The following is a 13,175-nucleotide window of genomic DNA, read 5'->3' as shown; positions in this document are numbered from 1 at the left end:
GATGGAACCCGACTGGCAGCACGTGGAGCAGGAAGCGGCGCATAAACTCCCCAGTGTCGAGCGTCATGGCCTTGTAGCGGGTGCGGCCCTTCTCGCGGTGTCAACGTCGGACTTAGTTTCCCCAAAACTGTCGGAGTAAAATTCCCCACCCTGTATCTGCGTGGTGATCAGCCGTTTTCGGGATCGGGTGAGCTCCTCCGGGGGCGTCCTGGGCGCCGGCGCGGCGTTTCGGCAGATGCCGGGTGTAGAGATGATGGACGGTTGCGTAGATGGTCGGGGAGTAAATCGGCATGCTCGCGCAGACGGTAAGAAGAGCCCTCAATCTGCACCACGATCGCGTGATGCAGCAACCTGTCGAGCAGGGCTGCTGCAACGACACTGTCGCCGAATACCTCGCCCCACTCACCGAAGCTGCGATTGGAAGTCAAGATAATCGCGCACCGCTCATAGCAGGCGTTATAGAAATGCTTCTATAAGCGCCGCGGGTGGCTGTTCTCGGACACCGTCGACGGTGCGAACGCAAGCGCCAATCTCTACGCATTGGTCGAAACTTGCAAGGCCAACAGCATCGACCCATATCGTTACCTCACCTGGCTGTTCCAGCGGCTACCTCTGGCAAAGACCGTCGACGACTACGACGCGCTGCTTCCCTGGAAAATCCCTGCGGGCCTTCGCTAACCCAACGCCGCGTTTACATATGCTGCACGCCGCACATCCCCCTCTGAGGGGCGTCGGTCGTGGATCGCATACAGTCGAATGGCCTAGAAATGTCCTAACGGGGCCTTTGCTCTCTCAATGTGCCGGTCAACGCCCATCGTTCCGTTCAGCATACCGACCGGCCTTCGGGAAGTAGTTCACTTCAACCGAGATCCAAATGCGATCAAGCTGTGTCGCTGACGCACCGGCCGCACGGTCAAAGGTATGTATTGGTGCTGCTACGACAGTGCGCAATTGATCAACGGCAAGCGCCACTGCGTTGGCCGTAGCTTCTCGTAGTGGAATTCCGGGGGTTAGGAGCATTCGCCAAGAGAGACTTCCCTCGCCATCCTGTTCTTCGTTTGTGCGGACCCAGCCGGCATCTCTAAGCTCTCTTGGCACTCCATCCTCGCCTTCACTCGCACCATCCGCACAATACACTTCGAGTTCAATTTCACCAGGACCCTTACGCCCCATCGAGATTGCGTAATGGAAAGAATCAGGCGTTGCATCTTCGTCGACTTCGTTCGCGTCGACGAGCAAGCAGTCAACCCTCGTAGCGTCATCGATTCGAACAAAGGCGTCGACAAGGTCGTTTTGGAGATTTTCGACATCTGTCTTGAAAATGCTGATCTGTTCGCGTACTCCAAATTTCATGCGGCGCCGCTGCTCTTCCGCTTTCAAAGCCGCATGGAGTCGATCGTAATCTTTCTCCACATGACAACGGCAGAGTAAGCCATAAGGTGGGACGCGATGCAGTTTCGGATCATAGTCTCCCGTAATCGTCGGTCGGCTGCAAAGGTCGTTGCACTGTTCCGAATTTAGTTTTAAGAAACCAAAAGCTCGAATCGCTGAGCTTTCCAGCTCATCCCGCTTTCTAGCAAGCAGCTCGACGAAAAAGGTAGCGTATGTGGTGTACCAGCGCCACGCAGCATATAGCTGGTTCGGCTCGGGAACAATGGTGGGCTCAAGCTGATAAATGCGTGGCCAAAATTGCGAAAATACACGGGATGCTCGTACGCCCTCGTCACCAAGCCGATCGAACACCCGTTGAACCAATTCTTCCTTTGTTCCGGATGTTTTCCAACCGCACTGATTACACTGATCTTTTAATACTTCTACCGTCAAGGTGCGCAGGAAAACCTGAGTATCTAACTCAAAACCCCGTTTAACCCAGCCCATAGCCCAAAGCCAATCGTATGCGCTGCGCCAGTCGTCTCGCTGCTGCGGCTCTGCGAAGTTCGTGCGGGTTGGAGGGTTGCCTAAAAATTGAGCACCGTACTTTGCAAGACGCTCGATTTTTGCAATGATAAAAGCGGTCGGTGCTTCGACGAATACCTGCGACATCCAGGTCGGATGCACGGGCCGCTCAGCCAGAATCTGCGGCGGAAGTGCGTTGCGCATAGTGTGCCAAACTTCACTTTCGAACTCTTCCTGAGCTTTGCGTAGTTGGCTTTCCGTCTGGCATGCGCGGAATCGCTTCGACTGAAGCTTCTTGGTCATCTGCGGCTGAAAAACCGCCCCCTGCTCGGCGATGAGCGCGTCTAGTTGAGGACACGTCCACTCTCCCCGCGCGAGCAGCAACGCCAGCGCTTCCGTTCCTCCCGCCACCGCTAATGCGTACGCGCGGCGTGACCCTCTCAGTTCCAGTTGATATCCGCTATCAAGTTTGCCTTCAACAAAAAGCTCGTTGACAGGAGACTGCCGTTGATCGAACAGGGAAAAGTTCAGCGAGGTTTCGAGGAAGGAGGCGTTGTAGTGCATACTGAGGCTGGATTGGATCCCGATTCAAACTATGGCTCGCCGCGCCGAAGACGTCGTGACTAGTCGCGCTAGACGGACTGATCGCTTACCTTATGCAAAGAGCTTCGTGACCGCCGCGACCGCGCCGACAAGGATGCTAGGAAGACAAACGTATAACCTGCCCGCTACATTTCGAATTTTCTTACTGCCGACATATTACCGCTCAGCCTTCATCGTCAAAGCGATTTCAGCAAGGGAGGAGCGCTGGCGCACTTTTCTCAGAAAAAGCGACGAATGATGTATTGATCCCCTGATGCAGGCCTGCCGCTGTCGTAACGTACCCTGACCACGCAAGACTTGACGGGCCGTCGCCGACACGTGAATCCGCGCCCGCGCCTACCACCACTCGCTCTTCCGCTATCCCGGGAGCGCTAGGCTGGGCTACCGGCCCCATCCGAGCCCTCTTGTGTCGAGAACGAGCAGTTGCTGAGATGATTGACATGCCGTACTGCGACCAGTATTCGTGAGCGGTCTGCTCTCTCCCGTCAGACCTGAACCACGCGAAACCAAAATTTGTACCGTATCGATAACGTGACCACTCCGAGGGTGCCCCTACGATTCGACCTCGCCGGCAACCCCGCATGGACATCGGTGCCGCCTTGGACGCCAGCCGCCGCGTCCGCTTCGCCGAGGCAAAGTCGAAGAAGCGCTCCCGTCCGAGTCCTACGGCATGTAGCCCGAACGCGGCGCTCCCGCCTATCTCAATTAAGATGCGCGCTTCCGCCCGAAGACTCGCCTGGCGTCACATCAATATGTTCGAGGAGATAGAACGCGTCTTTGACAATCAGACTGACGATGACCGTCGTGCACGGATTATCGAATATTCGACCCGTGCTTCGCGGGCCGTGCCGAATGCAGCATAAGTCGGAGAGCGCTCGGCATGACGCGTGATAAGAATCCGGCCCGCGCCTCCCAGAAGAAGGGGCGCGCCGTATTTGCCCATCTCAACCAAGCTTCCCAACCAACGACACGTTGTAGGCCTTGATAATGCCCGGGAGCAGAAAAATATCGACGATCAGCCAGAGTCCTACGATCCCGAGAAAAACGAATCCGACGCCCACCACTGCAAGCACGCCACCGAGCACCGTGAGCGCGAGTTGCGCTATCGCGGTGAATGTCCTGCCTGCATAGAAGCGATGCGCGCCAAGGTAGCCAAGAAAGAACCAGAGGATGAATGCAACTCCAACGCTCTTCTTCTGCGCATCGTACATCATCATCTGACGCGAAACATCGCTCATAGCCATTCCCCTTTTTCGTTTGGATAGTGTCGAATCTACATCTGCCGCGTTAGCGGTAGCGCGCAAGCAACGCTTGATACCGAACGTCCGAGCGCAGTGAGGCGAACTCCTGTGCAGAATCGAGCTTGTCGAAGCCCCGAAATCCCTGCCGAAGGGCCTCGCTCAAGTGATCGATAGCGGCTTCCTGGTCGCCCTGTTGCGCAGCCAGCGATGCGCGATCGAACTCACGAGTTGACGACGACGGTTGAGGGATGGCCGCGACGGGTGTCGCTACGGCTTGCGCGGTCACAGTGGGATGCGTAGCGGGAGCTGCCACGACAGACGAGGCCGCAAGAGTACTCCCCGTCCGCACCGGTGCTTCCTGCTTCAGAACCGGTGCAGCTGCAACCGCATCGTGCACGCGACGGTAGTACACCTTCCCAACGACGGGCAACGAGAGGTGCATGCGATCCGGTCCATCGAAGAAGAACGACAAGCCGACGCCCAAGGGCATCTCGAGGACAGCTTCGTCGCCCTTCTGCGTGATCCCGCTCAACGGAATGCGAGCATCCGTGCCGGGAACGGAGATCGCATCATTGCCGATGACGATGTCTGGTCCGACGGGTAGCTGCGCGCTGAAAAACGTCGTCCGCTCCGCCTGCCAATGTCCGATCACCGATGTCCTATCTTGCCGCGAGCAAGCGCTCACCAACGCAAGCGCACACGCGACAGGAAGCACGAGCTGCCTGAGTCTCATGCCGACTCCGGACGATACTTCTTCAAGAGCGCTTCGAAACGCGGGTCATGGCGAATCGCGTCGAGGTCCGGATCCTTTGCCATTGCGTCGAAATACCCGAAGCCGTTGAGAAAGCTTGCTTCGAACGCCTTGAGTGCGTCGTCGGTTCGCGACTGCTTGAGACGAAGTACGCCTAGGTTGTAATAGACGAGCGACTGCTTGGGGTCGCGCACCTGGGCGTCGGTCAGTTCTTTCTCAGCATCATCAAGCTTGCCCTGTGCCATATCGGCAATCGCGACCTTGATCATCTCCTTCGCTGCGGCGCGATTGCTAGCAGTTTCGGCTCCCGCCGCGTCTCCGCCAGTCAGTTGCTTGTCACCAGCCTGGCGATCCTTCGCGATATCCTCGGCGGTGGGTGCGATGCCGACGCTCGACGCCGCACCAGCATTTGCCACTGTCGGCGCCGGCGCCGGCGTGCTTGCAGCGGGCGCCGCTTCGCTTACCGCCACCGAACTTGCCGAGGTCGCGCTCGCTTGTTCAGCGGACTCGGTCGGTTTATGCGAGTGCATGTAGGCGAAACTTCCGCCACCGATGACGAGAACCGCCGCGCCGACAACTGCGGCAATGACTTGCGGCTTCAACTTCTTGCCACCAGTCCCCTTCTGCACCTGCAACTCCAGCAGCGTGGCGCACTTCGGACACCGCAGATCCTCTCCCGGCGCGCGCTCGATCAACTCCCCGGTCATCCCGAGCTCGCATTCACCCAAGGCTGGGCATTTGTACGTTGCCATGATGTAGTTCGCTTATGTTCGTTTATTGTTGGCCTTCAGGCAGCCTGTGCCGTCGCGCTGGGCAAGCCAATGATGTCGCGAATCTGCGGCTTCAATGCGACGACCGCCTTGTAGCCCGGATCGTCGGTGTAGCCACCGGATTCGTCGAGGGTTTTGCGAGCAAACGCATCGAAGCGCTTGAGCAACTCGCTCTTGTCGTCTCGATGTTGCAACGCGCTCGCGATATGACGCGAAACCTCTGACTCGACAAGCTTTTGCAGATCGTCCTTCTGATCTCCTTCGAACACTGCGGCCCAGCTGCGACCATTAAGTACACGGTCAGTTGGCAGACCATCGTCCTCGTACACGAAGATCCATTCGGTCTCGCCCGTCGTACGGTTTTCACGCGAGCGAATCATGTTAAGAAGGTGCGCAACCAGCCGATAGGGTTTGCGCTTAGCTTGCGAGGCCATCTCCGACGCGGTACGAGCGAAAAGGGGCGGCAGCCGCTTGCCATCACCAACGCTGTGCAGAAGATGCGATTCATTGAAGTCGCTGAGCAAGCCGTCGTAGTGACGCTTCAGAACCGGCAGGGACTCGACGAACCGGACGGGCATCAACGACGCAATCTTCATGATCACAATTTCGTTCGACAGCTTGCCGGCCGCGACAACCGTGTCCGAAGCAGGGTCCTTCTGCTCTTCGAACATACGCGTGAGCGTGGCGTGGAACCCCTTTTGGCTCTCGCATTCGGGCAGAAACACTGCAACGGTCTTCGCTGTGCCTACGGAGCCACCTTGATTGTTTGCTACCGCGCGGTCAACCTCCGTCTTGTTGTACTGGAGCATGGTCCCGGACTTCTCGTACAGACCTGACACAAAGCTCTTCAATCCGCTGGGATTGGCGTCGTACTGCTTCTGGAGGCGCTCGACGATGTTCACATGGAGAACTGGTTGAAGTGTCTTCGCGATTTCCGTGTGCGCGAGTTCGACAATCAGCGCCGACGCCTGGGAGAGCGTCGAAATGATTGCGCCCAACGACACCCCACGTACCAGCTTGTCGAACGAGTCAACCTCGGTACCGGCCAGGTCGATGATTGACTGGCGGACCTTCTGTGTCCGCGTGATCTGAGCTTGCTCGTCGACGACCAGTGCTTTCATCACACTGTCGATTGCGTTGCGGTCGAAGATGCGCTGCTGATACACCGCGTCGGCGCCTTCAAGACGTGCTGCTCGCTCGTCATGAACCTGCTCGGTAGCCGCCGCAAGATTTTGGTGCAGTTCGTCGATCAAGCCACGAAGCGAGACTAGTTCATCCTTGATGAACGGAATCAAGCCGGTCGCAAAGCGTTGCCCTTCGATTAGGGTGCGCAACGCAAACAGGTCTTGATAGTGCGTGGCCATCTCCGTGAACAAGCCGCCTCGCTTGTCTGTCAAATGCTTACCGAGGAAGCCGACCTTGTTGAACTGCGTGTTCAACTCGTCGATGCGCGCCACGATAGCTTGTTCGTTCGCAGGCCCCTTCGCGAGTTCCTGATTGAAAAGCTCGAGACGCTCGCCGAGCATGCCAATGAGTGCGTCAACAAACTGACGCAACTGCATCAGCGAGTGCGTACCAATCTTCCAGTCCGAAAACAGTTGCTTCTCGATTTCACGACTCACGTGGCGAGCCATCTCGAGACGAGCATTCGACTTGATTTCGTAGAATTTGCGAACGCCGCCCATCGTGCGGTAAGTCTCGTCGAAAACCTTGCTCAGTTTGGACGAAAGTGCGTGGACCCACGTGGTCTGCTCGAGCGTCTGGTCGACGCGAATCTCAGGCGCGATACGACTCACAATCTGCTTCCAGTACTCGCGAGCGGGCTTCCACATCGCGTTCTTCGCGTCGTCCTCCAGAATGCCCGTTTCGAGCATGAGGTGAGAGTCGCTCAGAAGAAGCTTTTGGATGACGTCAGGTTTGCGGGCCTCCGAGCCCCAATCCTTCTGAACCGCTTCGTCGGCGTAGCCTTCACCCTGACGGAAGTTGTTGAACATCAGTTGGCGTGTCGCCTGCTCTGCGAAGCCATAGGCAAGATATTCCTTGATTTCCTGTTCCGGAACGACAATACGCTCGACGCCGAAGGACAAGAACAGTTTGGCACGCGCCTTGCCGATCTCGTCTTCCGATTCGAAATTCTTGATGTCGTTCTCGCCCTTTTCCGCGCGACCGAGTCCTTCCCACTGCTTGTTCAGAGTCTTCTGATAGATGAACTCCGCCACGATACGCGGCATCTCCCCATCGACATCAAACTGGAGATGGTGTTCGTTGACATTGTTGACGAGGTAGCAACCATTGAAATATGTATCGTGGTCCATCGTCGAACCATCAAGCACACTTCGCGGGTGATACTGCCCGACTGCCATCGCGTTGAGCTCTGCAAGGGCGGCGTAGCCGTTCGCGTAGTAGTTCGAGAATCCGGCAACGTTGCGCACGCGCTTCGAATCCTTCTCCGGCAGCAGCGCATAAATCAGGACGCGATGCAGGTCCGCTTCGGGATACTTGTTACGAATCAAGGCTACCGCGTCTACGATAGACCCGCTTCCAGTACCGCCGGCGAGACCGCAGACGATATGAATGGTGACGCCCTTTCGGCCCGGCCCCTCTTCCAGTACCCGCATGCGATCTTCGACCGCCTTTACAAACTGCGATGCATTCTGCGCGAACACGAGCCGGCCGAGCTTGCGGCGCTGCGCTGCGCCCGCAATACCCGGCTTCACGAAGTCGAAAATGCTGCGAGGCTCGATCCAATCACTTAGACCCGGGAACGACGCAGGGTCCTCGAGGACCGGACGCACATTGCTCGCCGTATTTATCACAAACTGGCTACGCGCCAACTCGATGTCCTTGCCGAGAACTCGCCATTCGTCGCGCTTGTCGAGTTCGTCGGTCGATGTATCAACGTAGAGATATTCGAAGCGTGCCTCGGAGGGCGAGGTGCCTTGAACGTCGCGGTTACGCTCAACCGTCTTGCGCAGATTGCGGATGATCTTTCCGCCCGAGCCGCCAAGGCCGATGATGAGGTGGTTGTGGTCCATATTTTTGCTCGTTCGTTGTCTCAATGTGCCGGCGTCGACCGCTTACTGGTGCGCGAGATTGATTTTCAGATATAGGTTGGCATCCGAAGCCGTCGTAGGCTTGACCACGTAGGACGCAACCTGACCACCCGCCGTCGGGGCGGAATCCTCGCTGAAGACGATGCCCTTCGTTGCATATTCCGGCTCTGCGGCCGCGACGGTTGTCGCGCAAGACGACTTGTCATCTGCAGCGAATGCGATTCCCTTGGTTCCGTAATCCGCACCGGTATCGGCACTGGCAAGCTGCGGCGCCGCGTCCGACCCGGAGCCTGGGGCGGGCATGTCAGCTGTCGTCACCGAGACTCTGGGTGTGCACGCTGCCGCCGTGTTGATTGGACTTGAAACAAAGTCAGGCGTGTAGCCAGTGACGCGCTTTCGCACATCGGTCTTTAGCGGTTCCGACGAGAGATAGACCATCAGCTTCTCCATCCCCGGCTTGTTGTCGAAGACGAACGAGCCGCGCGCCGGGAGGAAGACGACGCCCATTGCATCGACGAAATTGTCCTGCGAGGGTTGCGGGTAAATTTGAGTGAGCGAGCCGTCCGGAGATTCGTTGAGGATATAGACATAGGACGGGCGGTTGACCTTCACGCCGAGCTGAAAGTGCTCGCCGCTCTTAAACACACGGCGAGCCAACACGTCACGTGTCGATCCATCTGCATCCTTAAGGCGAATGAAGTAGCTCGCGCCGACGTTCTCCGCCTTCTTATGTGAAACTCTGAGGACACGAGGCTTCGTCGCGCTGTTGGCCTTATTGTCGGCCAGGGTGACCGCAGCACCGGACGCGGTTTGAGCTGCAATGGCCGTACCTTCGGTGACCGCCGGCGCCGCAGACGTGGCAACCGTGCGAAGGCTGTCATCCTCACCAAAGAAGAGCGACTTGGCCGTGTAGCCGTCTTCGGCCATGGCGTGACTTGCGATCGTGGCTAGCGCGAGCGCGGCAAATACGTGACGCATGATGGTTCTCCGGGAACTTAATGGAAAGCTGGCTACTGCAGTAGATCGTTGCGTGCTTCAGGGATGGTCGACCACTCACGCGGATTCTGAGTCTCCTTTCCCTGCGAGATCTTCGGCGCGATATCGGACGTGAAGCGCTTCGCGTCACGGAACGCCGGCGCGAGCTGTCCACGGTTCTGCTCCAGGTAGGCGAACAAAGCCTGCGTGAAGTAAGAGCCCTTTAGGAGCTGGTCGCGTGCGACCGGGTTCTCGAATTTTCCGCCGGGAGGACCGAGCGATCTCTCATTCGGACTCGTCGCCGTGATGATGTTGTAGCCAGCACGACTGCGGTCGATCACGGTGCGCGATTGTTGCGTCCCGCGTGCACCGGGTGCACCGTCATCGGAAAATTGGATTGCCTTCGATGTGTACGTAGGTCCACTCCATGAGGCGAGGGAGATGCCTTCCACTTCGCTGCGATTGCCGTTGACGCGACGAACATATGCAACCTTGTCGTCTTGGATGTCGTCGAGCATGTCACCGCTGTAGCACGTATCAATCAACACGCGCATTGTGCGACTTGGCTTCTGGGCGAGCTTTTGGATTAACGTATCAGGCACCGAATGCTGCTGGTAGTGAAGCATCACTTCCGTGGCATCTTCCGACTGAGCTGTCCAGGCATCACCCGAGTCGTAGGTGAGAATCGACATCTTTCGTTTGTCACCCGGCGCCGGAACAGGCATGTTGCCGTGACTGGAGACGTATATGAAAACATCGTCGTTAGGACGAATCTGACTGTCGAGCTTGGCAATGGCTGCCTCGACGTTTGCTTTTGTCGCCTGCTCACCAAGCAACGCCGTCACACGATACCCTGCGCGCTGTAGATAATCCTTGACCACTACCGCATCATCTTCACCCTGGATATCTTTCAGATGATGGTGGTCAGCAAAGCGATTGATGCCCACGACAAGCGCAAGCTTCACCGGCATTGCTGCTTTTTCCGCCTGCGCACGTTTGAACGCTGTCATCGCCTTGCCCGCCTCCGCCTCCCATCGCTTCTTCAGAACATGCTCCGGATAAAAGGGCGACGTCGATTTGATGCCGACAACTGACTGCACTATCAAGAACGCGGTGTCTACCTGATCTTCGTCTTGGTACGTGCCAATCAGCTGGATGCGTCCCGTGTTGTCGCGTCCTACGGACGCTTGCGTGAGACCGTGACTCGCGAATTTGCCCTTGATCTGCTGAACGAGCGTCTCGGGAACGTTGTAGGTGCGGTACGCGTTTTGGTAGCCCGGTAAGCTGCTGGCAGCACATGCGGCAAGCAGCAACGGGGCCATGAGGCACGCAAAGCGTGCGATGAGCCGTTTCATAGCGTGCAGAAGACGCGTGAGCGCCTTCCGATCCTCGATGCGGATTGATAGAAGCAGCGACCGGCGTGACCGCCGGCCAGCCTTAGGCCTTACTGAGTAACGGTCAGCTCTTTCTGCTGGACATCCGCCTTACCACCTTCCAAAGCCACGCTCACTTGGTAAATGAATTTGCTGCCCGGCTTTGCGTCCGGCGGAATCGGAACGTGGACCGTGTCCTGCTGCTCGCCCGGCTCGACGGTGAGCTGCTGAGTTGCGCCGTTCTGTGTTTGGAATGGAACCTCGGTTGGCTTGTCACCGTCGACAACGAAGAGCTTTCGCTCAATGGTGATCGGAGCGTCATCGCCTCGAGGGGTCATAACGATGAAGTTGCTCGTCACTTCAGGCTGGCTACCTGCCGTGATGGCACCAGGCACATCGATCGAGCGGACCTTCGTCAGAGGGCCCTGCTTCGGCGTATACCGGATTTCCTTCTTGACCTTGTCGAAGTCTTTCGTGCGCTGGAGCTTCGACTCGGGAATCCAAGAGGGATTCTTCTTGTAGCAAGTGTCAACGGCAGTGTAGTAGGCGGTCGCGAAGCCAGCCACCCCACCCGCAACTGCGCCGATCAAGGCAGCCTTGCCGGCATCTTCTTTCTTATGCGCCACAAGCATTGCACTCAGCCCCGCGAGTGCACCGAGCCCTGCGCCCTTTGCTGTGGTAAGAACTTGCTCCTTCTTCACGCAAGAGTTGAGGTCGTCATAAGCCGACTCTTGCGCGAATGCCCCCGTACTCATGAACAGCATTCCCACTGCAACCGCTATGCAGCCCCGCGCGCGCATTTTCTTATTGATCATTGATTGGTCTCTCAACTTCGTTGTTGGTCATTCTGACGCTTCGACTGAAGAGCCTCGCGTTCTAATGCTTTCAGGTCTTCGCGTCCTAAGATTGTGCTGCCTTTCTGGGTATCGACGCGATGAACAATTACTTTAGCACTTCATCCCAAAGAAGGAGAAGGCTGTGACGCAACATCGTTTCAAAGCATTCAAGCGAAGGTCACCCTTATCAGAAATGAAATCGAAAGGTTAGAAGTTCTCAGAGGCCGCGCCTAGAGCGCATACCACCTTCCAACCTTCTTCGGAGTGAAAGCCGGCTAGTCATTGAGAATTTTTTAAGCGATGGCGCTGCGGGAAACAACGAAGAGGAAGCACAAGCATTGGATGTTGGTTGACATCCTTTTCTTATATGTTTGATAAGTGTCTGATTTTTAAGGCAGCCCGTTAGAGCGGAAACATTCGATCCGTTGCGTGAACGCCGTACGGCCTTGCGGGTGAAGACATGCTCTCTTGCTGGCCCGTGTCGCGGCAATCCCACATGCATCGAATTTTCTCGGAACCCTCTTTTCAATGTCTGTTACATTCCGTTACACTGCACATCGGCCAGTTGAAGCTAATACAAGAATAGAGAGAGAACAATGAAAAGAAAGATGGTAGTAGCCGTATTGGGTTGTTGCGTTGCGTTGTCGGCTTGCGGGGGCGGCGGTGGCGACAATAACAATGCGTCCGCACCTGCGACCCCCACCCCGTCTGCAGCGGGCCAGTACGCTGGCACGGTCAACGGTCGGCAGGCAACTGTATTGATTCTTGATGATGGCCGGTTCTACACGCAGTACTCGGCTGTCGGCTCGCCCACGCTGATCTCGGGCGTCGTAGCAGGCACCGTAACTTCAAGCTCCGGTAGTCTGAGCAACGGCGCGGGCACGGACTACAACCTTGAGGGCCAAGGCGTCAACAATGTTACGCTGTCCGGCACCTACTCGGCGAAGCAGTCGCTCAAAGCTTCCGTCACATACGGCAACGGCGCTAAGTCGGACTTCAGCGGCAACTACGATTCCACCTACGACACTGTGCCTTCGCAGGCCACGGTCACGGCCACGTTCAGAGGCACAAGCGCCACGAACATTGGCACCCGCGTCGGCACCGACTCGGTGACCCTGACCGCCGACTCGAACGGGAGCATCACGGGAAATGGAACGAGTTGCTCATTCACTGGTTCGATTAAGCCTCACGCCACGGGCAACGTGTACGACATCAGCTTGAATTTTGGATCGGGCTCTGGATGCGCTTATCCCAACACTACGGCAACCGGCGTTGGTGTAATGAGTGGAAATCAGATTCATGCCTTCGTGCAAACGCCGTCCAAAGCCGGCATCATTTTCCTTGGCACGAAGTAAGTCCAATATCGCCAGCCACTATCGACTAGATACCACAGCATCAAGTCCATTATGACGACACTCTCGGCGCGACTGATTCGCGTCGAGAGCGCTACTGTTTCGTCGAAGTTTTTATTTACGGCGACGCGTATCAGTAAGGCTAGTTACAAGCAGCACAAGTGGCCGCGATTGTTTATTGAGGTTTTTCGATAAGTTTTGAAACAGTACGTCCGCGTGTGACTAAGGAAACGCTGATTTATTAAGCTCGGTGGTCATCGTTTGCATAGCTGAGGACGTTATAGAAGGCAGCTCACGGAACAGACTCACGATGAAGAGGCAGATC

9 protein-coding genes and 3 pseudogenes are annotated in these 13,175 nt (G+C 56.9%); 2 read left to right on the top strand and 10 right to left on the bottom strand.

Annotated elements, in window-relative coordinates; all coding sequences use genetic code 11:
• Positions 1-91: pseudogene (locus tag QCE58_RS33615) on the bottom strand (transposase); the annotation flags it as partial.
• 76 nt (positions 92-167) lie between these two features.
• Positions 168-458, bottom strand: a pseudogene (locus QCE58_RS33610) (ATP-binding protein); the annotation flags it as partial.
• A gap of 19 nt (positions 459-477) precedes the next feature.
• Between QCE58_RS33610 and QCE58_RS33605 the strand changes: the two are divergent.
• A pseudogene (locus QCE58_RS33605) lies at positions 478-678 on the top strand (transposase domain-containing protein); the annotation flags it as partial.
• A 126-nt stretch (positions 679-804) separates the two neighbouring features.
• On the opposite strand, the gene QCE58_RS33600 reads toward QCE58_RS33605, so the two are convergent.
• The 8 genes from QCE58_RS33600 to QCE58_RS33565 all read right to left on the bottom strand — a co-directional run bounded on the left by QCE58_RS33600 (position 805) and on the right by QCE58_RS33565 (position 11,477).
• Complete coding sequence (locus tag QCE58_RS33600) at positions 805-2,460, bottom strand: SAP domain-containing protein (protein WP_250521413.1); 1,656 nt, start codon at positions 2,458-2,460, stop codon at positions 805-807.
• A 983-nt stretch (positions 2,461-3,443) separates the two neighbouring features.
• Positions 3,444-3,743 (bottom strand): TM2 domain-containing protein, encoded by a 300-nt coding sequence (locus QCE58_RS33595; protein WP_309781206.1) that lies wholly within the window; start codon positions 3,741-3,743, stop codon positions 3,444-3,446.
• Between the two features lie 43 nt (positions 3,744-3,786).
• Positions 3,787-4,473: a TPR end-of-group domain-containing protein gene (locus QCE58_RS33590; RefSeq protein ID WP_250521412.1), complete on the bottom strand. Its 687-nt coding sequence runs from the start codon at positions 4,471-4,473 to the stop codon at positions 3,787-3,789.
• Positions 4,470-5,243: a TPR end-of-group domain-containing protein gene (locus QCE58_RS33585; RefSeq protein ID WP_250521411.1), complete on the bottom strand. Its 774-nt coding sequence runs from the start codon at positions 5,241-5,243 to the stop codon at positions 4,470-4,472. The genes QCE58_RS33590 and QCE58_RS33585 overlap by 4 nt, the downstream gene beginning before the upstream one ends.
• A gap of 35 nt (positions 5,244-5,278) precedes the next feature.
• Positions 5,279-8,296 carry a tubulin-like doman-containing protein gene (locus tag QCE58_RS33580; protein ID WP_250521410.1) on the bottom strand — a complete coding sequence of 1,006 codons (3,018 nt, stop codon included), beginning with the start codon at positions 8,294-8,296 and terminating at the stop codon, positions 5,279-5,281.
• A 42-nt stretch (positions 8,297-8,338) separates the two neighbouring features.
• The gene (locus QCE58_RS33575) at positions 8,339-9,292 is read right to left on the bottom strand and encodes a DUF4384 domain-containing protein (protein ID WP_250521409.1); all 954 of its coding nucleotides are present in this window, start codon (positions 9,290-9,292) and stop codon (positions 8,339-8,341) included.
• A 32-nt stretch (positions 9,293-9,324) separates the two neighbouring features.
• Entirely contained in the window at positions 9,325-10,611 is a 1,287-nt protein-coding gene (locus QCE58_RS33570; protein ID WP_250521408.1) for a caspase family protein, read from the bottom strand.
• Between the two features lie 122 nt (positions 10,612-10,733).
• Positions 10,734-11,477, bottom strand: a complete 744-nt coding sequence (locus QCE58_RS33565; protein ID WP_250521407.1) for a DUF4998 domain-containing protein — start codon at positions 11,475-11,477, stop codon at positions 10,734-10,736.
• Positions 11,478-12,094: 617 nt separating this feature from the next.
• Between QCE58_RS33565 and QCE58_RS33560 the strand changes: the two genes are divergently transcribed.
• A complete protein-coding gene (locus tag QCE58_RS33560; RefSeq protein WP_250521406.1) occupies positions 12,095-12,853 on the top strand; it encodes a hypothetical protein in 759 nt (252 codons plus the stop codon).
• Positions 12,854-13,175 lie beyond the last annotated feature (322 nt).

The sequence above is a fragment of the Caballeronia sp. LZ028 genome (genome assembly GCF_031451415.1).
Taxonomy (GTDB): Bacteria; Pseudomonadota; Gammaproteobacteria; order Burkholderiales; family Burkholderiaceae; genus Caballeronia; species Caballeronia zhejiangensis.
This window is presented reverse-complemented; position numbering and strand designations above follow the sequence as displayed.